The organism is Vibrio sp. 2304 (assembly GCF_033339475.1).
Classification (GTDB): Bacteria; Pseudomonadota; Gammaproteobacteria; order Enterobacterales; family Vibrionaceae; genus Vibrio; species Vibrio alginolyticus.
In genome coordinates, this window is the sequence record NZ_JAWOUQ010000011.1 from 138,227 (window position 1) to 159,374 (window position 21,148).

The window sequence follows — 21,148 nt, forward strand, 5'->3', positions numbered from 1 at the left end:
CGTGACCGTCTCTTTATTTTTGTTATTGTTGGCGCTAGGCGCTTTTGTGGGTGTGATGGCGGGGTTACTCGGTATCGGTGGTGGTTTGATTGTGGTTCCTGCCTTGTTGTATTTGCTTCCTCTTGCTGGGATCTCTCCAGAAATGAGTATGCACATGGCCTTAGCCACTTCGTTAGCGAGTATTATTGTCACGTCTGGCTCATCGGCGATGAATCACCTTAAGCTCGGCAATGTCGATATGTTTGTCGTAAAATGGTTGATGCCTGGTGTGGTCATTGGTGGCTTTGTTGGTGCCAATATTGCTGAGTGGATCCCTACACACTATTTGCCGAAAGTGTTTGGTGTCATTGTTCTTTGCCTGTCAGTACAAATGTTTCGTTCCATTAAAGTTACGAGCAGTAAACCTATGCCGAGCAGCCCTGTGACTGTAGTTTACGGCACGGGAATTGGTGTCGTATCAAGCCTTGCTGGTATTGGTGGTGGCTCACTGTCGGTACCATTTCTAAATAAACACGGGATAGAGATGCGTAAAGCGGTGGGTTCATCCTCCGTTTGTGGTTGCGTGATTGCTATTTCTGGTATGATCGGCTTCATCTTACATGGCTATAAAGTCGAAGGCTTACCTTCATACAGTATTGGTTATGTTTATCTTCCCGCTTTATTAGCGATTGCTATGGCCTCGATGCTCACAACAAAAGTGGGTGCGAAGCTGGCAACTAACCTTCCAACTGCGGTATTAAAAAAGATATTCGCGGTGTTCTTAATGTTTGTTGCAGCGACCATGCTGCTCTAAGTTTGTACCCAAGTCATTCTCGCTGAACCAAGCATCTAGAGGTTACTTGGGTATATTTATTTTGTTGTGATAAGAAGAGAATGATTTATGTCTCAGGGATATATTGAATTTCCCAATATTGATCCGGTTTTAATCTCTATTGGTCCTGTTTCGGTTCGTTGGTACGGTTTGATGTACCTTGTGGGCTTTATGTTTGCTCTATGGTTAGCGAACCGACGTGCAGATAAGCCTGGAAGTGGTTGGACACGAGAGCAGGTTTCTGATTTGTTGTTCGCAGGCTTCCTTGGCGTGGTGATTGGTGGCCGTGTAGGCTACGTGCTTTTCTACAATTTTGAGCTCTTCCTGGCTGACCCTTTGTATCTATTTAAAGTGTGGACCGGTGGTATGTCTTTCCACGGGGGCTTACTGGGTGTGATTACTGCGATGTTCTGGTATGCACACAAAAACGGGCGAACTTTCTTCGGTGTTGCTGACTTTATCGCGCCGCTTGTGCCATTTGGTTTGGGTATGGGGCGTTTAGGTAACTTCATGAACAGCGAGTTGTGGGGCCGAGTAACGGATGTGCCTTGGGCGATCGTTTTCCCAAATGGCGGTCCACTGCCACGTCATCCATCACAGCTTTATGAAATGGCGCTTGAAGGCATCGTCCTTTTCTTCATTTTGAATTGGTTCATCAAGAAACCTCGTCCTCTAGGTTCTGTTTCAGGACTCTTTCTTGCGGGTTACGGAACCTTCCGTTTCCTAGTAGAATACGTGCGCGAACCAGACGCTCATTTGGGTTTATTCGGTGGCTTTATTTCCATGGGACAGATTTTATCTCTGCCAATGGTGGTTATCGGTGTCCTCATGATGGTTTGGGCATACAAACGTGGTCATTACAAAGACGAATTACCACAAAAGACGAAGTAAGGTATTGGTGTGAAACAGTATTTAGATTTGTGTCAACGCATCGTTGACCAAGGTGTTTGGGTTGAAAATGAGCGTACAGGCAAGCGCTGCCTGACCGTAATCAACGCGGATTTAACCTACGATGTTGCGAACAATCAATTTCCGTTGGTCACCACACGTAAAAGTTTTTGGAAAGCAGCTGTTGCAGAGCTACTAGGGTACATTCGTGGTTACGATAATGCGGAAGATTTTCGTAAGCTGGGCACGAAAACCTGGGATGCCAATGCCAACCTAAATGATGCCTGGTTGAATAACCCATACCGTAAAGGCGAAGACGACATGGGCCGTGTCTATGGAGTTCAAGGGCGCGCCTGGGCGAAACCTGATGGTGGTCATGTTGACCAGCTACGTAAGATAGTGGATGACTTAACGCGTGGCGTTGATGACCGCGGTGAAATCTTGAACTTCTACAACCCGGGTGAGTTCCACATGGGGTGCTTGCGTCCTTGTATGTACAGTCACCATTTTTCATTGCTGGATGATACGCTTTACCTGAATAGTACTCAGCGTTCGTGTGATGTACCGCTTGGCTTAAACTTCAATATGGTTCAAGTTTACGTGTTCTTGGCGATTATGGCGCAAATTACGGGCAAGAAACCTGGTCAGGCATTTCATAAGATTGTGAATGCTCACATTTATGAAGACCAGCTTGAACTGATGCGCGATGTTCAGTTGAAACGTGAGCCATTAAAAGCGCCGACGTTCCATATCAACCCAGAGATTAAATCTCTAGAAGATTTGGAAACTTGGGTCACACTGGATGACTTTTGGGTTGAAGGGTACGAGCATCACGATCCTATTCGTTACCCATTCTCAGTGTAACGAGTATCGTTCTTCAAGATATAGAAAAAGCTCCGAATGGAGCTTTTTTCTTTTTTGTACTTAGAAGGTATTATTTTAGTGCACTGACAATATAACGGTGAATTGGGTTGGTCTGCATCGGTGTGGACAGTGCCGGGCTAATAAACTTAGGTTGAGTGAATATTTCTTTACTCACTAATGAGCGGATAAGCTCAAAATACTTCAGCTCCGTTTTCCCGCACAACAATAGTGAAAAGTCATCGCCCAATTTATCATAGGCATTGAGCACCTCTCGGAATCCTCTAAGATACAAGTAATCCTTCGTTAAACCTCCACCTCGATAGACTCGGGCAGTCGTTGTAAATGCTTGAAGATCAGAAGCTTTATACTGTTCTTTTAATAGCATGAACGTATGGCGGAAATCGCGATCCTTGATCATCGACTCTACTGCCAGAACTCGTAAGGCTAAGGTTCTTAGGCGCTTGATACTGAAATGTCCTGACAGATACTCACATAATATAGCCAGCCCTTCTTGAGTGTTGGTATTGGCAGGACAACCTAAGCTTAGGACTTTTAGCGGTTGTTGACGACCGTTAAGCGTAGTCAGGAGATGTACTCCCATTTCATGATGTGCAAGAGCCTCCAGCTCATCAGTGGTGATGTACGCCGCGTGGTTAATTTTGACTCGAGATCCTGAAACTAGTGCGTTTGCTAACATCCCGTCCAACACCTGTATTTCACATTCATACCCATTGCGTTGAGCAAAATTTTGCATGAAACGTGCTATTGCACGGCTATCGTGCTGAGGTTCTTTTTCTTCTTCTGTAGGAAGGTGCAATATGAAATGGGCGTTGGCAATATCTTTGGCGCTCGGTTCCCCATAATAGCGTAAGGAGTTATAAAGAAACTCTTGCGTGCCTATGGTATTCACTTGATCCAGTTTATCTGCATAAGACTGAATTACATCCGCGTACAGCCTCTGCAGTTGGGTGTCTTGAATGTTTTCTAGAGGTAGCTCATATAGACGTCGCTTTGCACTGTGGGTATCTACGTTAGTAATTGAATATTGAAAATTAGGCTCTTGAGAATATTTGTTTTTAATGAAACGTTCTCTTTCTTGAGCATAATTAAGAGGATTCACGCTACTAAGGATATCAATATCAGCAACCAGTTGGGTTAGGTTTTCGTCTATTGCGAGTAGCTGATCAGAAATAGCGTCATTAAGCTGCGTCATGTTGTCGACTCCAAATGAGATAGCTCAGCATAAGCATGCTGATGTGGCTCAAATTATCACCGGACAATCGATTTGAACAGTTTAATTATCATAAAAAAGGCTCCACGATGTGGAGCCTAAACAATAAGCGATGGTATGTCGTTGTTGTTACGTTGTTACGTTGTTAGGGCTAGAATTGCACCTGGTAGAATAACGAATACTGACATTAGGTAACCACCAACAACTGCTTTATTCTTAATAGCCATTTCAGAAATCATCTCAGCGCCTTTAACCGGAATCTCACGTAGGAATGGAATTCCAAAGATAAACAGCGTCGCCATGATGTTAAACACTAAGTGGACTAGAGCGATTTGTAGTGCGAATACTGCGAACTCTCCAGATACCGCTGTCGCTGCTAGTAGTGCCGTAATACAAGTACCAATGTTAGCACCCAGAGTGAAAGGGTAGATATCTCGTACTTTCAACACGCCAGTACCAACCAACGGAACCATTAAACTTGTCGTGGTTGAGGAAGATTGTACTAGAACGGTCACGATTGAGCCTGATACGATGCCGTGAATAGGACCACGACCGATGGCGTTTTTCAAAATTTCACGTGCACGACCAACCATTAGGCTCTTCATTAATTTACCCATCACTGTGATTGCAACGAAGATAGTCGCAATACCCAAAGCAATAAGCATGACGCCGCCAACAGTATCACCGAAGGTAGAAAGTGGCTCTTTAATTGCGCCTACGACTGGCTTTGTAATTGGTTTAATAAAGTTGAAGCCTTTAATGCTCATATCACCAGTAGCAAGCAGTGGAGAAACAAGCCAGTGAGAAACTTTTTCTAAAATGCCGAACATCATTTCCAACGGAAGGAAAATAGCGACAGCAAGCAAGTTGAAGAAGTCGTGAATGGTTGCACTTGCAAATGCACGTTTGAACTCTTCTTTACAGCGCACGTGGCCAAGAGACACAAGCGTATTGGTCACTGTGGTACCAATGTTAGCACCCATCACCATAGGGATAGCGGTTTCTACAGGTAAGCCACCTGCAACCAAGCCTACAATAATAGACGTTACAGTACTTGAAGACTGAATTAAGGCTGTTGCCACCAAGCCGATCATTAGACCTGCAACTGGGTGTGCGGCAAATTCAAATAGCACCTTAGCTTGATCGCCAGTTGCCCATTTAAAGCCACTACCAACCATAGATACTGCTAGAAGAAGCAGATATAACATGAATGCCAAGTTAGCCCAGCGTAACCAACGAGCTGGGCTCGAAATTGGTGCCACTGTTGAAGTAGCTTGGTTCATCATAATTTTCTCCGTTGACCTTTCAGTTCATTTTTCGGTCTGTAGTTGAATCTGCGGGCGATGTTAGAGAACAAATATTTCAGTAATATTACAAATTTCTTGCTGTGAGAGATTTTTATTGTTCTTTTTGATAATGGCGTGAAAGAAGAAGAAAATTAATTTTTAACCTATTGATTTTAATGGTTAAATTTTGATTTCGTTTTGTTTGGTTTTTGCGCTTTTTTTGTAGAGAAAATGCGCATCAGTTCAACTTTTATGACAGTATTGACTTTATACTTTCGGTAAAACTTATGCTTTTGTAAGGTATTGTATGGTTTTGTCGAGTTTATTGTTTGTCTCTGTCACATTTGGTATAAAAAGTATCACTTTCTTTTCGGGACTCGATCATGTCACATCTAAACTACAACCATCTCTATTATTTCTGGATGGTGTGCAAACAGGGCTCTGTAACTAAGGCGGCTGACGCGCTCTTCCTGACACCGCAAACCGTGACAGGACAGATTAAAGCGCTTGAAGAGCGCATGAAAGGAAAGTTAACCAAGCGCAATGGTCGTACAGTTGAGCCCACTGAGTTAGGTCAGCTTGTGTTTAAGTACGCCGACCGGATGTTCGGTTTGAGCTATGAGATGTTAGATATCGTCAATTACAGCCAGCACTCGAACATTCTATTTGAAGTTGGTGTAGCCGATGCATTATCTAAACGCTTGGTCAGTAAAGTACTGATGACGACCGTCCCGGAAGATAACAGTATTCATTTACGCTGTTATGAATCGACCCACGAACTGCTACTTGAACGCCTTTCTCAGCACAAGCTAGATATGATCCTTTCGGATTGTCCCGTTGATTCTACTCAAAGTCCTGGCCTTTATAGCAAAAAGTTAGGTGAAAGTAGCATGAGCTTTTTTGCTTCTTCTGAAATTGAAAATGTGCGATTCCCTGAGATCTTGGAACAAAAAAAACTTCTGATTCCCGCGAGCCGAACGGCTATGGGGCGTAAAGTTATTCAATGGTTTGATCGTCAAGGCCTTCAACCCAATGTGCTGGGGGAGTTTGATGATGTTGCGTTGATGAAAGCTTTTGCTCGGTACCACGATGATGTGATTTTCTTGGCACCGACCGTATACATGTCGGAGATTGAAGACGACCGAAATTTACAGCTAATTGGCCATGTCGATGGGCTAAAAGAAGAGTACTACGTGATTTTTGCGGAACGAATGATCCAACACCCCGCGGTAAAAAATGTTTGTGATGCTGATTTCAGTCAAATGTTTGAGTAAACCCGTATCGTTGCGTAAATAAATAGATTACTATCAATAAAAATATAATTCTAAATAATATCTAAGTAAGCAAGATACTTGTTTTAGTGAGCAAAACTATTAATTATTGATGGCGCACCAATTAAAATCCTTGGTGGATAATATTGGTGTATCACTAACAACTAAATTAGAGGTTCTAATAATGAAGACTCTGGAAGTGTATCTTGATTTTCTTAGATATATAAATCAGTGCAACACAACAAGCTGGCCAGGGTTGGAATAAGTAAGTTGTAGCTAGAGGTCCAACACATGAATCTACAAGAAATGGAGCAGAACTCCGCAAAAGCCGTCGTGTTGCTCAAAGCGATGGCAAACGAGAGACGCCTACAAATCCTTTGTATGCTGCATAACCAAGAGCTGTCCGTGGGAGAGCTGTGTGCAAAGTTAGAGCTAAGCCAGTCGGCATTATCTCAGCATCTTGCTTGGCTTCGCCGTGATGAGTTAGTCACGACAAGGAAAGAAGCACAAACGGTGTACTACACATTAAAGAGTGATGAAGTGAAAGCGTTAATAAAAACACTGCATAGTCTTTATTGTGCTGAGAGTGCTCAACATTAATTAAATAGTCCTAATATACTGCTCATCTTAGAGTGTGAATCTAACTTGTTGGAATATTTGAGAGTGGCGTTAAACTTTTGATGATAGGGTACTACTCATCGATCAATTTGCTTTGTTCTCAAGTGTTTTATTAGTGCTTTCTAGTATGAGCGTTATATGGGTAATGAATAAGCTGATGTCTTTAAATGGGACATTCAGAAAAAGAAAAGCTGGCATTGCCAGCTTTTTTTATTAAGAAAATTTTGTAGATATAAAAAAACCGACACAAGGTCGGTTTTTTCTTCACTGTAAAATCAGGACTCTATTAAAGAGCTTTGATTTGTGCAGCGAAACGAGACTTATGGCGAGCTGCTTTATTCTTGTGAATAAGGCCTTTAGTTGCCATGCGGTCTAGGATAGGTGTAACTACAGCGAATGCAGCAGTTGCAGCTTCTTTGTCGCCTGCTTCGATAGCAGCAACAGTTTTCTTCATGTAAGTACGCATCATTGAGCGACGGCTAGCATTGTGCTGACGACGTTTCTCAGCTTGGATAGCGCGCTTCTTAGCAGATTTACTATTTGCCAAGGGTCTAACTCCCAAAAACTTAGTTCTGTGACAATTTAAGGGCGAGGAATATCCCTCATTTGCGCTTAAATGTCAAATGATTTGTGCAAAAACCGATCTAAGCCAAAACAAATTTTGGTAAGAGAGGTTATCGCGGTTAAGATGGCGGGGATTCTAACAGCATTTTTATACCAATGCTAATAATTATCCGCGAAAGGCACACTTATTCCTTACAACCCGCGGATAGATTTTTGACGTCTATTTGCAGCACCTGTCAGAGAAACAGTATAGGGTTAGCTGTCTTATGGTGATATTCCGAGGTTACAGTGAGTAAACGACTACTCAAGTCTGGCATGATCGTCAGTGCTATGACATTTATTTCCCGCGTTCTTGGCCTAGTTCGTGATGTTGTAGTGGCAAGTTTAATGGGGGCAGGAGCAAGCGCAGACGTCTTTTTCTTCGCCAATAAAATTCCTAATTTTTTACGACGTTTGTTTGCTGAAGGTGCTTTTTCCCAAGCGTTTGTACCTGTTTTAACGGAAAGCCATGCTCAAGGCGACATGGATAAAACTCGGGAGCTCATTGCTCGTGCAGCGGGCACGTTGGGGGTGATAGTCTCAATTGTTACCATCTTAGGTATTCTAGGTTCCGGTGTGGTGACTGCACTGTTTGGTTTTGGTTGGTTCCTAGACTGGATGCATGGTGGTCCCGCGGCTGAGAAGTTCGAACTTGCTAGCGTGATGCTCAAGATTACCTTTCCTTATTTATGGTTCATCACTTTTGTTGCCCTATCGGGAGCCATTCTTAATACACTAGGTAAGTTTGCGGTTTCTTCGTTTACTCCCGTCTTCCTCAACGTAATGATCATTTTGGCAGCATGGTTTATCTCGCCGCAGATGTCACAGTCAGAGATTGGTCTTGCCATCGGTGTTTTCCTTGGTGGTTTGGTTCAGTTCTTATTTCAAATCCCTTTCCTTATTAAAGCGGGGGTTATGGTTAAGCCAAAATGGGGCTGGCGCGATCCGGGCGTGGTGAAGATCCGAACCTTAATGATTCCTGCTTTGTTCGGTGTGTCGGTAAGCCAAATCAACTTGTTGTTTGATACTTTTATTGCCAGCTTTCTGCAAACCGGTTCGATCAGTTGGTTGTACTATTCAGATCGCTTGTTGGAATTCCCGTTAGGTCTGTTTGGTATTGCTATTGCAACGGTGATTTTACCAGCATTATCACGCAAACATGTTGACGCACAAAATGAAGGATTCGCACAAACCATGGACTGGGGGGTGCGCATGGTGATCTTACTTGGCCTTCCTGCAATGCTTGGTTTGATGGTACTGGCAAAACCTATGTTGATGGTGTTATTCATGCGAGGTGAGTTTTCGCCACAAGACGTACATCAAGCATCATTGTCACTCTTTGCTTACGCTTCAGGCTTGTTGAACTTTATGCTGATTAAAGTGCTTGCTCCGGGTTATTACTCGCGTCAAGACACCAAAACGCCAGTGAAATACGGCATCATTGCGATGGTGACCAACATGGTATTTAATGCAATTTTTGCGTACTTCTATGGCTACGTTGGCTTGGCTATCGCGACAGCACTATCGGCATTTGTGAATATGGCACTGCTGTATCGTGGCCTGCACATCGCAGAGGTATACCAAATCACTAAGCGAACCGTCTTCTTTATTATACGTTTAGCTATTGCTGGCGCGGCGATGGTTGCGGCAATCTTATGGCAACTGGAAGATATGTCAGTATGGCTGGGCTGGAGCTTTGCTCACCGAAGCGCGGTGCTAGGGATGTTGATCGGTTTAGGAGCAGTAGTTTACCTAGTGGTTCTATTTTTAACTGGTGCGCGTTTAAAAGACCTAAAAGCTGGGACAGACTGAGGGTGATTAGTATATAATCCGTCAGTTTCACACAGTGTAAAGTAAAACAGAGGCAGAAAGCAGTATCCAATGGAACTGATTAGAGGCATTCACAATATCAACCCGCGACATCATGGTTGTGTGCTGACTATTGGCAATTTCGATGGTGTCCATAAAGGCCATCAACAAGTATTGCAGCAAGTGTCTGAGCAAGCGGACAGGCTATCCTTGCCTTCTGTTGTGATGACCTTTGAACCTCAGCCGATGGAGCTGTTTGCCAAAGACAAGGCACCTGCAAGGTTGACGCGATTACGCGATAAGTTCGTGCAATTGAGTAAGCTCGATATTGACCGCTTACTGTGTGTCAATTTCAATCGCCATTTTGCAAGTTTAACCGCGGAAGAGTTTATCCGTGACTTGTTGGTCGAGCGTTTGGGTGTTAAGTTTCTTGTCGTTGGTGATGATTTCTGCTTTGGCAAAGGCCGTACAGGTAACTTTGCAATGCTGCAGGAAGCAGGGGAAAAATACGGCTTTGATGTCGTAAGTACCCAGAGCTTTTGTTTACAACAATTACGTGTCAGCAGTACGGCTATCCGTCAAGCGCTGGCGCGTGACGATTTGCATTCCGCGCAACAGATGCTGGGAAGAAACTACAGCATCAGCGGTCGTGTTTCTCACGGAAGAAAGCTAGGTCGAACCATTGGGTTCCCTACTGCAAATATTCCTTTGAAACGCTGTGTTTCTCCGGTTTCCGGAGTCTATGTTGTTCAAGCGCTTGGCTTAGGAAATAAGCCAGTTGGTGGTGTTGCTAATATTGGTCAAAGACCAACCGTCAATGGTGTTCGCCAACAGTTAGAAGTGCACTTATTCGACTTTCATGCCAATTTATATGGCAAGCAACTAGAAGTGGAACTTTTGCATAAACTTCGAGATGAGCAAAAGTTTGAGTCGTTTGAAGCACTTAAACAACAAATCGAATTGGATGCTGAAGCAGCAAGGGTGTGGCTGCGTCAGCTTAAGCGTTGAGCGGTTTATTCCACCGTTCAACATAATGTCTAATTTTCGCCCAATATAACGGAATTAAGAATCGATGAGTGAGTATAAAGATACCCTGAACTTACCTGAAACAGGGTTTCCAATGCGCGGCAACCTGGCCAATCGTGAGCCAGAAATGCTTAAGCGTTGGTACAAAGAAGATCTTTACGGTGAAATCCGTAAAGCTAAGAAAGGCAAAAAGTCATTCGTATTGCACGATGGCCCTCCTTACGCAAATGGTGACATTCATATTGGTCACGCACTAAACAAGATTCTTAAAGACATTATTATTAAATCCAAAACACTTTCAGGTTTTGACGCACCTTACATCCCAGGCTGGGACTGCCACGGTCTACCAATCGAATTAATGGTAGAGAAGAAAGTAGGTAAGCCAGGCCAAAAAGTGACAGCAGCGGAATTCCGCGAGAAATGTCGTGAATACGCAGCAGGTCAGGTTGAAGGTCAGAAAGAGAGCTTCAAACGCCTTGGTATCATGGGTGAGTGGGACAAGCCATACCGCACTATGGATTTCGCAACTGAAGCGAACATTATTCGTGCTCTTGGTAAGATCGCAAGCAATGGTCACCTGCTAAAAGGTTTCAAACCTGTTCACTGGTGTACAGACTGTGGTTCTGCTCTTGCTGAAGCGGAAGTAGAATACAAAGATAAAGTATCGCCATCTATCGACGTTCGTTTTAAAGCGGCTGACGAAGCGGCACTGCTATCTAAATTTGAACTGACAGAAGGTCATGAAGGTCACGGTGACGTATCTATCGTTATCTGGACAACAACACCTTGGACACTGCCTGCAAACCGCGCAGTATGTCTACGTGATGATCTAGAGTACGTGCTTATCCAAACAGAAGGCGACAACGCTGAGCGTATCATCGTTGCTGCTGAGCTAGCGAAAGACGTAATGGACCGTGCGGGTATCGAGCACTTCCACAACCTTGGCTTTGCTAAAGGTGCGGACCTAGAGCTTTCTCAATTCCAACACCCATTTTACGATTTCACTGTACCGGCGATCCTTGGTGATCACGTTACGACTGATTCAGGTACTGGTGTTGTTCACACTGCTCCTGGTCACGGTCAAGAAGACTTCGCGGTTGGTAACAAGTACAACCTAGAAGTAGCAAACCCAGTTGGCTCAAACGGTGTTTACCTACCAGATACAGAGCTATTTGCTGGTCAGCACGTATTTAAAGCGAACGATGCAGTAGTAGAAGTACTAAAAGAAAAAGGTGCACTACTACACCACCACGCTTACGAGCACAGCTACCCACACTGTTGGCGTCATAAGACTCCAATCATCTTCCGTGCTACACCTCAATGGTTCGTTTCTATGGACCAAGCTGGCCTACGTGCTAAAGCATTAGAGTCAATCAAGAATGTAGAGTGGATGCCTGAGTGGGGTCAAAGCCGCATCGAAGGTATGATCGAAGGTCGCCCTGAGTGGTGTATCTCTCGTCAACGTACTTGGGGTGTGCCAATTGCTCTGTTTGTTCATAAAGAAACAGCAGAACTTCATCCAAACACGCTAGAGCTGATCGAGAAAGTCGCTAAGCTGGTTGAAGAGAAAGGCATCCAAGCATGGTGGGATGTAGATGCCGCTGAACTACTAGGTGCTGACGCTGACCAATACGAAAAAGTGCTAGATACGCTAGACGTATGGTTCGATTCAGGTGTCACTCACTTCTCTGTTGTTGATGCTCGTGAAGAGTACAACGGCAACAGTGCAGACCTATACCTAGAAGGTTCTGACCAACACCGCGGTTGGTTCCAATCTTCTTTAATTTCATCTATTGCGATGAAAGACGAAGCACCTTACAAACAAGTACTGACACACGGTTTCGTGGTTGATGGTCAGGGTCGTAAGATGTCTAAATCTATCGGTAACGTGGTTGCGCCAAAAGACGTAACCAACAAGCTAGGTGCTGACATTCTTCGTCTATGGGTTGCTTCTACAGACTACACTGGTGAAGTTGCGGTTTCTGATGAAATCCTAAAACGCAGCGCAGATGCGTACCGTCGTATCCGTAACACAGCGCGTTTCTTCCTAGCTAACTTGAGCGGCTTCAACCCTGAAACAGACATCGTTCCTGTTGAAGAGATGGTTGCGCTAGATCGCTGGGCGGTTGGTCGTGCACTAGCAGCACAAGAAGAGATCGTTAAAGCATACGAAGAGTACAACACACACGGTGTAACTCAGCGTCTAATGCAATTCTGTTCAATCGAAATGGGCTCTTTCTACTTAGACGTAATTAAAGACCGTCAGTACACAGCAAAACGTGGCGGCAACGCTCAACGTAGCTGTCAGACTGCACTTTACTACATCGTAGAAGCGCTAGTTCGTTGGATGGCGCCAATCATGTCGTTCACTGCAGATGAAATCTGGAACGAAATGCCAGGTCAACGCGACAAGTTCGTATTCGCTGGTGAGTGGTTCGACGGTCTATTCGGTCTTGCTGAAGGTGAAGAGCTGAGCAACGAATTCTGGTCTGAGATCCAAGCGGTTCGTGGTGCGGTAAACAAACTTCTAGAAGATGCGCGTAAAGAGAAAACCATTGGTGGTGCACTACAAGCTGAAGTGACTCTATTTGCTGATGACGCACTAGCGGCGAAGATCAACAAACTTGAAGATGAACTGCGCTTTGTTCTACTAACCTCTGCGGCGAAAGTTAAGCCCCTAGGTGAGAAGACGGATGCAGCACAAGCCACAGATATCGAAGGCTTGTTTGTTGAAGTAGCAGCAGCTGAAGGCGAGAAGTGTGACCGTTGTTGGCACCACACGCCAGACGTAGGCACAATCGAAGGTCACGAGAAGATCTGTGGTCGTTGTGTGTCTAACGTAGACGGCGAAGGTGAAGTACGTAAATTCGCGTAATTGCCTAGAACGACTGAACTTTTTTTAAAATTAACAGCCCCAGTATTTACTGGGGCTGTTTGTAGGTAAAGTAATGAGTGAAAAAGCACTGACGTTAAAGCAATCTGGAGTTCGCTGGCTGTGGTTAGCAATTCTGGTATTTATTGCAGATATTGGCATCAAATTGGTGGTGATGGACAACATGGGCTACGGATGGGCAAACCGAATTGAGGTGCTGCCATTCTTCAACCTACTTTATGTTCATAACTACGGTGCAGCATTCAGCTTCTTGAGCGATCAAGCTGGTTGGCAGCGCTGGTTATTTACAGGTATCGCGTTTGTTGTTACGGGTCTTTTGACCTACTGGATGAGTAAGCTTCCAGCAAAAGAAAAATGGAACAACATTGCTTATGCACTGATTATTGGTGGTGCAGTGGGCAACGTGTTTGACCGCGTCGTTCATGGCTTTGTTGTTGATTACCTAGACTTCTTCTGGGGTAACTACCACTGGCCAGCATTCAACCTTGCTGACATGGCGATCTGTATTGGTGCAGCAATGATTATTCTGGATGGCTTCCGTAAAAAAGACGCTGACAAGTAATCTTTTGCGGTATATCGAATAACCCTAAGCGTCGTCCGTTGATTCGAGCGACGCTTTTTATTATGTTGGAGCGCAAATCAGCATATCAATGTATAAAAAGACCAAGCTGACAGCGTAATAACCCAAGAACAAGGAAGCATTAACGTGACAACAATAACCAATGAATCGGTAGTAACCCTTCACTTTACGATTAAAATGAAAGACGGATCGGTTGCAGATAGTACTCATAACATGGGTAAACCAGCGAAGTTTGTTATGGGTGATGGCAGCTTGAGTGAAAACTTTGAGCAATGCTTGATCGGCCTCGAAACAGGCGCACAAAAAGCGATTGAGCTAAAGGCAGAAGACGCGTTTGGTATGCCAAACCCTGATCATATTCACTATATGGATCGCACTAAATTTGTAGGTGATGCAGAAGTGGAAGTTGGTACAATCATGGCCTTCAGTGGCCCTGATGGCATGGAAATCCCGGGCATTATTACAGAGATTGCAGGCGATTCAGTCACTGTGGACTTCAACCATCCTCTAGCGGGACAAGACGTGACTTTCGAAGTTGAAATTTTGTCAGTAGAATAGCGAACCAAATAAAAGATAACTTCCATGAGCAATGAAATGAAAATCCTGTTAGCTAACCCACGTGGTTTCTGTGCTGGTGTTGACCGCGCGATTAGCATCGTAGAGCGTGCGCTAGAGATGTATCAGCCACCGATTTATGTGCGTCATGAAGTGGTGCATAACCGTTTTGTGGTTGAAGGTCTAAAACAGCGTGGTGCTATCTTCGTTGAAGAACTGCACGAAGTGCCAGACAACAACATTGTGATTTTTTCTGCTCATGGTGTATCGCAGGCAGTTCGTCAGGAAGCCAAGCTGCGTGATTTGACCGTATTTGACGCAACGTGTCCTTTAGTAACCAAAGTGCATATGGAAGTGGCGCGTGCGAGCCGTCGTAATATGGAAGTGGTTCTGATTGGTCACGCAGGTCACCCTGAAGTCGAAGGTACGATGGGGCAATACGCCAGTGAAACCGGTGGTATGTACTTGGTTGAAACTCCAGCCGATGTTGAGAAACTGAAGGCGATTGTGAAAGATCCATCCGATCTTCATTACGTAAGCCAAACGACGCTTTCTGTCGATGAAACTGCCGATGTTATCGAAGAGCTACGCCGCGTGTTCCCAGATATCCAAGGTCCACGTAAAGACGATATCTGTTACGCGACACAAAACCGCCAAGACGCCGTACGTGAATTAGCTGGTGACGTAGATGTGATGGTTGTGGTGGGTTCTAAAAACTCATCAAACTCTACACGTCTTAAAGAGCTAGCTGAAAAGCTAGGGACACCTGGCTACTTAACCGACTGTCCGGAAGATATCAAACCTGAGTGGTTCGAAGGCAAAACAAAGGTCGGCGTGACTGCGGGAGCATCTGCTCCGGAAGAGCTCGTTAATCAGATTCTAGAGCGAATCAAAGAGCTCGTCGGTGCCGAAGCGGTTGATGAAGTACTTGGCCGTGAAGAGAATATGTTCTTTGAAGTACCTAAAGAACTGCAAATCAAGCAAGTGGATTAGTCTCCATTTATCGAATATTCAAAAGGCGACCTGTGGGTCGCCTTTTTTACATCTCTCTTAACTCATTTAGGTAATCACGAATTTGGTCTTTTCCTAAACCATCGATAATCATATCAGACATCTTCGTGATTCTTCGCTCAAGCGACTGAGCAACCTTTTCGCAATGTGCGTACATGTCTTCATCAGAACCATCGGTCGGAAAAGCATCAACTTGCCAGTTTACGCGAACACCACCTGCAAGCCACTGAGGAGCGGTTTCTTGATGTAAAGAATCACAGAGAATAATAACGATGTCGGGAAGACACTGAGTTCGCTCCTCCCATGAATGCGTGTGGATATGCGGAATGGGGAGTTGGTGGTCATCTAAGTATTTTTGCACCAATGGGTGCACCTTGCCTGTGGGATGTGAGCCTCCACTGGTGACACTAAAATCTGCTGGCAGGATATTGGTTGCGATTGACTCCGCGAGGACGCTTCGTCCAGCGTTGTGCTTACATATGAATAAAACTTTATACATCGTCGCCTCGTCTTTTCAGAGCGTCCTATTTATACGCTAGCGGAAACTCAGCGATGATGTGTGAAGTTTTTGTGTTAGTGGCTAATGCCGAGCATCTCTTTGAGCACCTTTAAGTAGCGGCGGCTTACTGGTATCTCAAAGCCTGTTTTGGTGATGATTTCCGCTAACCCATTTTCCAGTAACTTGATTTCGCTAATTGCTTTAATACTGACTAAGTATTGACGATGGCAGCGGACTAGAGGGGTTTTCTCTTCCAACGTTTTTAATGTCAGTTGGGTGCTCGCGGTTTGGCTGGTGGAGCGTACATGCACGCCGCTGATATCACTGTAAGCACATTCCACCGTGTCGGTGGCCATGATAACGATGCGGTTGTGTCCGATGCACGGTATCTGATCCAACGTGTCAGGTGTAATAGCAGACAGTTGTTGCGTTAGGGCGGATTGGCTAATGACTTTGTTTAGTCGTTTGACCGTTTTAGTTAACCGGCATGGGTCGACAGGTTTGAGCAAGTAATCAAAGGCATTGTCTTCAAATGCTTGAATCGCATACTGATCATAAGCCGTGACAAAAACCACATAAGGCATGGTTTCTGGATCAAGCATCCCAAGTAATTCAATCCCCGTGACTTGAGGCATTTGGATATCGAGAAACACCACATCAGGCTTGAGTTCATTGATTTTTTTTAGGCCGAGGATTGCGTTTGAGGCATCGCCCACGACCTCAACTTGGCCTGTTTCATCCAGTAACTCTGCTAGCTCTTCACGAGCAAACTGTTCATCATCAATGACGAGTGCGGTTAACATCCAACATTACCTTTATTGCTTCAGCGTGCTTTTATGATTTTGGGGAATGATAAAGCTCATTTTAGTAAATTGATGTGGCTCGCACGTAATTTTTAGCGCTGCATCACGTCCAAATTGATTAGTGAGACGCTTGTCGACAATTTCTAAACCTAGCCCTGAGTGGTTTTCTTTTGGCGGCTCAAAACTGCCTGCGTTGTCTTCGACGGTAATCAAGTGACCTTGTGGGTGTGCTTCGCTGTATATATGAACTTTACCACCTTCAAGCATGTTTGAAATGCCATGCTTAATGGCGTTCTCAACCAAAGGCTGGAGTGTAAAGCTTGGTAATTTGATGTCCAGCAATTCAGGTTGAATATCGATTTCAACCTCTAAGCGGTCCGTAAAACGCGCTTTTTCGATGCTCAAGTACGAGTTCACATGTGCAAGCTCTTCCTTTAGCGTCACGGTATTAATGTTCTGCTTTAAATTGCTGCGGAAGAAGTGCGATAGATTTTGGATTAGCTCGCGCGCTTTGTCAGGGTCACGACGAGTAATCGCACTAATAGTATTGAGTGCATTAAACAAAAAGTGTGGATTCACCTGAGCGTGAAGCAATTTTATTTCTGCTTGGGCGAGTAAGGCTTGTTGTTGTTGGTAATCGCCATAAAGGATTTGGCTAGATAGAAGCTGGGCTATTCCTTCCGCCATCGACATGTTGGCCGTCGAGAACAATTTACGCTTCGGTTCATACAGCTTTATGGTACCAATGACCTCTTTCCCTGCACGCAGTGGGATGATCAGCGCAGATCCGAGCTTGCAATCTTTTGCAATGGAGCATTGGTATGGACGCTCCGCACCATCAAGATAAATGATGTCGTTTTTCTCCATGGAGTCTAATGTGCTTTGCGATGAAATCGGCGTGTTTGGTTTATGGTGATCATCGCCAATGCCCACAAACGCTAAGATTTTTTCTTGGTCAGTAATCGCGACAGCGCCCACTTTGGTTTCTTCGTAAATAATACGCGCGATTTTCTCTGCGTTTTCGGTGTTGAAGCCGTTGCTTAGAATTCCCACTGAGCGATCAGCAATGGTGAGCGCTCGACGCGAAAACGTCGCAGAAAACTTTTCAAAGATTGCTTTTCTGTCTTGCAGGATACTCATGAACAACGCCGCACCAAATGAATTCGCGATGATCATAGGCGCTGCAATAGCGGACACCAGTTCATAGGCTTGATCAAAAGGTTTCGCGACGGCGAGCAGCAAAATCATTTGCACCACTTCTGCAACAAACGTGACGCTGAATACGACGCTTGGATTAAACAGCAATGCGCCTTTATTTCGCTTGATAAGGTAAACGTGGAGCAAGCCACCAATTACGCCCTCGGCGGTGGTTGAAATTGCGCAGGCTAGGTCAGTAAAGCCACCAAGAGAGTATCGATGGATGCCACCAGTAAATCCGACGGCGAAACCTACAACAGGTCCACCAAACAGCCCGCCCATAACTGCGCCGATCGCACGAGTATTGGCAATAGCATCGTTGATGTGCAGACCGAAATAGGTGCCGAGAATACAAAAGCCAGAGAAGAGTACGTAACAAATTAGGCGGTGGCTTAAGCGCGAAGAAATACTCAGCAAAGGTAAGATGATTGGCGTTTTACTTAGCATGTAAGCCAAAACTAAGTACACACACATCTGTTGTAAAAGGGAGATGACCAGTTCCATAGTGAACCTAACCTAGAATCAATGTTGTTATTGTATACCTAAGTAACCTCAAGATGCTTGGCTCAGATAGATAAGAACAGCTAAGTAAATGATGCTGCGCTGTGCTTTCTGAGTCTTAAAGTGACTTGGGTATAAAACAAAAAGAGCCTGCAATTGGCAGGCTCCTATCTTAGTCACTCAGATGTGACGAGTATTACGCTGTTTCTGATACGGCTTGTGGTTTCTCTTCGTCAGCCAGTTCAGTTTCACCTTTACCCTTAGAGGTTTTGATAACGTAACCTGTCACAGCTAGGGCAAACACAATACCTACGATAGTTGATAGTTGCATTGGCAGACCAAAACCTAGCGAGCTGTTGTTTAAGATGAACGTGACACATACCGTGGTCATGAAGATAGCTGGGATAGTGGTAATCCAGTGCAGCTTGTTGTGACGCAGTAGGTAAGCGGACGCAGTCCAAAGCATCATTACCGCTGTTGTTTGGTTTGCAAAACCGAAGTAGCGCCAGATAATGCCGAAGTCTACTTGAGTTAAGATACCGCCGATAACGAACAGTGGAAGTGCCATCAGTAGACGGTTACGTAGCGTTTTTTGTTCCATGTTGAAGTATTCAGCAAGGATCAAGCGGCTTGAACGGAACGCTGTATCGCCAGACGTAATTGGTAGGATAACCACACCCAGGAACGCAAGGATACCACCGAACACACCTAGCAGACCAAATGATGCGCTGTATACCACGTTACCAGGGCCACCGTTTTTCACAGCTTCTGATAGAGCGTCTAGAGAGCCGAAGAAAGACAGAGCGATAGCACACCAAATTAGCGCGATAACACCTTCACCAATCATTGCACCGTAGAATACGAAGCGACCGTTTTTCTCATTCTCCATACAACGCGCCATCAGTGGAGACTGAGTCGCGTGGAAGCCAGAGATAGCGCCACATGCGATAGTGATGAACAATGCAGGCCATAACGGCATGTCATTTGGGTTGAGGTTAGAGAACATGTCCGAAACTTGGAAGTCACCCATTACTGTGTGTTCGCTAGAGAAAGCAACGGCTGTCATTAGGCCAACAGACATAAAGATAAGTAGGGCGCCAAACAGTGGGTAGAAACGACCAATGATTTTATCGACAGGAACAATCGTCGCAATGATGTAGTAAGCAAAGATAGCAATAACCATCGTCGTCATGCTTACACTCAAGCTTGTTTGATCATTGATGAGGTTAGTAATCATGCCAGCAGGGGCTGAAACGAACACTACGCCAACTAGAAGCAATAGGACAATGGCAAAAATATTCATAAAGTGTTTTGCGCCATTACCTAGGTAGCGACCTGTAATGGTAGGTACCGATGCACCGCCGTTACGCACTGAAAGCATGCCTGAGAAGTAATCGTGTACTGCACCAGCGAAAATACAACCGACTACAATCCAAAGCATCGCCGCAGGACCGTATAGTGCCCCCATGATCGGGCCAAAAATTGGACCAACACCTGCGATGTTAAGTAGTTGAACTAGGTAAACTTTCTTTGTTGACATTGGAACGAAGTCAACACCGTCCGATTTGGTGTGAGCTGGCGTTTGGCGTTTTTCATTGATGCCGAAAATCTTCTCGACGAAAGCGCCGTAGATGAAGTATCCGCCGATTAGGGCTGCGACACAGGTTAGAAACCACATCATAGCAATTGTCCTTGGTCTTAGTTGGGTAGGGTAATTTTTTAATCTCAGGATGCATGTTATGCGTCACTTGTGTTAAATGCATTCGGTTAGTAGATGAGTGGTCGAATAGAGCACTGAGTGGTCGATATGCTGCTTGAGCGGTTTTTAAAAATGGCGAAAGGTTGATGACAGTCTTGAGCGGCTGATTTGAGTCATCAGTGGTTAAATCTGCAAGCTCAGCGGCAAGCGCCAATAATTAGTGGTAAGCTTATTTTTGAAAACAATTACTTAAGGAAGAACCATGAAAAAGGTAACGGTAGGTCTGGCACTGGCTTTACTTGCAGGATGCACAGCAACGACAGCAGATCTTGCCAAGTCGGGAGATTGGCATCAGATCGGATATCAAGATGGCATAACCGGACACACATCGCGTACGATGAGCGAGCTTCGTGAATTGGGTAGTGTTAAGCAAAGTGACTACGACCAAGGTTATTTAGAAGGTTTACGTGAGTACTGTAATCCTGCTTTTGCGTATCAAATGGGGTTATCTGGTCAGTATTACGAAGGGGTTTGTGAAGGTACTGAGCAAGCGCAAAAATTCCGCATGGAATGGCAACGTGGTTGGAATGAATACTCAAATTAATAGTCAATAAAGCCGTTGTTACACTGTCTGCATCACATAAATGTGGCAAAGTCTTCCTTATTAAACCATGCTCATATTGATTGATAGTGAGCACAGAAAAAAAGGAATCACATTATGTCAACGCAAATGGCTGGTGGCTGGAGTCCATTTCATGAACTCACTGCAGAGAATAAAGAAGTATTTGCTAAAGGTATCGAGGGGTTTGTCGGTGTCAAATACTCCCCTTTGGTTGTGGCTACTCAAGTCGTAGCCGGACAAAACTATGCGTTTTTCTGTAATGCAGAAGTTGTCTACCCTGGAGCACAACCATACCCAGCAATGGTTCATATGCTCAGTGACCTTGAAGGTAAAGTCGGTATTACTCACATTGAACGATTGAACTACTAAATTAAGCCATAA

General features: G+C 44.7%; 20 protein-coding genes. 13 read left to right on the forward strand and 7 right to left on the reverse strand.

Going from position 1 to position 21,148, the window contains the following annotated elements; translation table 11 throughout:
* Position 1: 1 nt before the first annotated feature.
* From R7P64_RS19135 to R7P64_RS19145, 3 genes are all read left to right on the forward strand, one after another.
* Positions 2 to 793, forward strand: a complete 792-nt coding sequence (locus R7P64_RS19135) for a sulfite exporter TauE/SafE family protein (RefSeq protein WP_005385965.1) — start codon at positions 2 to 4, stop codon at positions 791 to 793.
* 87 nt (positions 794 to 880) lie between these two features.
* The gene (lgt, locus tag R7P64_RS19140; RefSeq protein WP_005381948.1) at positions 881 to 1,702 is read left to right on the forward strand and encodes a prolipoprotein diacylglyceryl transferase; all 822 of its coding nucleotides are present in this window, start codon (positions 881 to 883) and stop codon (positions 1,700 to 1,702) included.
* A 9-nt stretch (positions 1,703 to 1,711) separates the two neighbouring features.
* Complete coding sequence (locus R7P64_RS19145; RefSeq protein ID WP_005381947.1) at positions 1,712 to 2,563, forward strand: thymidylate synthase; 852 nt, start codon at positions 1,712 to 1,714, stop codon at positions 2,561 to 2,563.
* A 70-nt stretch (positions 2,564 to 2,633) separates the two neighbouring features.
* Here R7P64_RS19145 and R7P64_RS19150 read toward each other — a convergent pair whose 3' ends face one another.
* Positions 2,634 to 3,776, reverse strand: a complete 1,143-nt coding sequence (locus tag R7P64_RS19150) for a flavohemoglobin expression-modulating QEGLA motif protein (protein ID WP_053306894.1) — start codon at positions 3,774 to 3,776, stop codon at positions 2,634 to 2,636.
* A 155-nt stretch (positions 3,777 to 3,931) separates the two neighbouring features.
* A complete protein-coding gene (locus R7P64_RS19155; protein WP_222712340.1) occupies positions 3,932 to 5,077 on the reverse strand; it encodes a Na/Pi symporter in 1,146 nt (381 codons plus the stop codon).
* Positions 5,078 to 5,463: 386 nt separating this feature from the next.
* Between R7P64_RS19155 and nhaR the strand changes: the two genes are divergently transcribed.
* Entirely contained in the window at positions 5,464 to 6,354 is an 891-nt protein-coding gene (gene nhaR, locus R7P64_RS19160) for a transcriptional activator NhaR (RefSeq protein WP_005381942.1), read from the forward strand.
* Positions 6,355 to 6,642: 288 nt separating this feature from the next.
* A complete protein-coding gene (locus R7P64_RS19165) occupies positions 6,643 to 6,951 on the forward strand; it encodes an ArsR/SmtB family transcription factor (RefSeq protein ID WP_005381940.1) in 309 nt (102 codons plus the stop codon).
* A 304-nt stretch (positions 6,952 to 7,255) separates the two neighbouring features.
* Here R7P64_RS19165 and rpsT read toward each other — a convergent pair whose 3' ends face one another.
* Positions 7,256 to 7,516, reverse strand: a complete 261-nt coding sequence (rpsT, locus tag R7P64_RS19170) for a 30S ribosomal protein S20 (RefSeq protein ID WP_005381938.1) — start codon at positions 7,514 to 7,516, stop codon at positions 7,256 to 7,258.
* Between the two features lie 305 nt (positions 7,517 to 7,821).
* On the opposite strand from rpsT, the gene murJ reads away from it, so the two are divergent.
* From murJ to ispH, 6 genes are all read left to right on the forward strand, one after another.
* The gene (gene murJ, locus R7P64_RS19175; protein WP_222712336.1) at positions 7,822 to 9,384 is read left to right on the forward strand and encodes a murein biosynthesis integral membrane protein MurJ; all 1,563 of its coding nucleotides are present in this window, start codon (positions 7,822 to 7,824) and stop codon (positions 9,382 to 9,384) included.
* A 69-nt stretch (positions 9,385 to 9,453) separates the two neighbouring features.
* Positions 9,454 to 10,389 carry a bifunctional riboflavin kinase/FAD synthetase gene (gene ribF, locus R7P64_RS19180; protein WP_005381933.1) on the forward strand — a complete coding sequence of 312 codons (936 nt, stop codon included), beginning with the start codon at positions 9,454 to 9,456 and terminating at the stop codon, positions 10,387 to 10,389.
* 64 nt (positions 10,390 to 10,453) lie between these two features.
* Positions 10,454 to 13,282, forward strand: a complete 2,829-nt coding sequence (gene ileS, locus R7P64_RS19185) for an isoleucine--tRNA ligase (RefSeq protein ID WP_318123835.1) — start codon at positions 10,454 to 10,456, stop codon at positions 13,280 to 13,282.
* A gap of 73 nt (positions 13,283 to 13,355) precedes the next feature.
* Entirely contained in the window at positions 13,356 to 13,862 is a 507-nt protein-coding gene (lspA, locus tag R7P64_RS19190) for a signal peptidase II (RefSeq protein ID WP_005385948.1), read from the forward strand.
* A 144-nt stretch (positions 13,863 to 14,006) separates the two neighbouring features.
* Positions 14,007 to 14,438 carry an FKBP-type peptidyl-prolyl cis-trans isomerase gene (gene fkpB / locus R7P64_RS19195; protein WP_005381922.1) on the forward strand — a complete coding sequence of 144 codons (432 nt, stop codon included), beginning with the start codon at positions 14,007 to 14,009 and terminating at the stop codon, positions 14,436 to 14,438.
* Between the two features lie 24 nt (positions 14,439 to 14,462).
* A complete protein-coding gene (ispH, locus tag R7P64_RS19200) occupies positions 14,463 to 15,428 on the forward strand; it encodes a 4-hydroxy-3-methylbut-2-enyl diphosphate reductase (RefSeq protein WP_017636164.1) in 966 nt (321 codons plus the stop codon).
* Positions 15,429 to 15,474: 46 nt separating this feature from the next.
* Here ispH and R7P64_RS19205 read toward each other — a convergent pair whose 3' ends face one another.
* The 4 genes from R7P64_RS19205 to R7P64_RS19220 all read right to left on the reverse strand — a co-directional run bounded on the left by R7P64_RS19205 (position 15,475) and on the right by R7P64_RS19220 (position 20,127).
* Positions 15,475 to 15,945, reverse strand: a complete 471-nt coding sequence (locus R7P64_RS19205) for a low molecular weight phosphatase family protein (protein ID WP_318123837.1) — start codon at positions 15,943 to 15,945, stop codon at positions 15,475 to 15,477.
* 74 nt (positions 15,946 to 16,019) lie between these two features.
* A complete protein-coding gene (btsR, locus tag R7P64_RS19210) occupies positions 16,020 to 16,748 on the reverse strand; it encodes a two-component system response regulator BtsR (RefSeq protein ID WP_005381917.1) in 729 nt (242 codons plus the stop codon).
* A gap of 12 nt (positions 16,749 to 16,760) precedes the next feature.
* Complete coding sequence (locus R7P64_RS19215; RefSeq protein ID WP_318118470.1) at positions 16,761 to 18,449, reverse strand: sensor histidine kinase; 1,689 nt, start codon at positions 18,447 to 18,449, stop codon at positions 16,761 to 16,763.
* 193 nt (positions 18,450 to 18,642) lie between these two features.
* On the reverse strand, positions 18,643 to 20,127 hold the full coding sequence (locus tag R7P64_RS19220; protein ID WP_005381914.1) for a carbon starvation protein A: 1,485 nt from the start codon (positions 20,125 to 20,127) through the stop codon (positions 18,643 to 18,645).
* Positions 20,128 to 20,407: 280 nt separating this feature from the next.
* Between R7P64_RS19220 and R7P64_RS19225 the strand changes: the two genes are divergently transcribed.
* Together R7P64_RS19225 and R7P64_RS19230 are read left to right on the forward strand one after the other, a co-directional pair.
* Positions 20,408 to 20,749 carry a DUF2799 domain-containing protein gene (locus R7P64_RS19225; RefSeq protein ID WP_005381912.1) on the forward strand — a complete coding sequence of 114 codons (342 nt, stop codon included), beginning with the start codon at positions 20,408 to 20,410 and terminating at the stop codon, positions 20,747 to 20,749.
* Between the two features lie 114 nt (positions 20,750 to 20,863).
* Positions 20,864 to 21,136 carry a hypothetical protein gene (locus R7P64_RS19230; protein ID WP_318118469.1) on the forward strand — a complete coding sequence of 91 codons (273 nt, stop codon included), beginning with the start codon at positions 20,864 to 20,866 and terminating at the stop codon, positions 21,134 to 21,136.
* Positions 21,137 to 21,148: the final 12 nt, after the last annotated feature.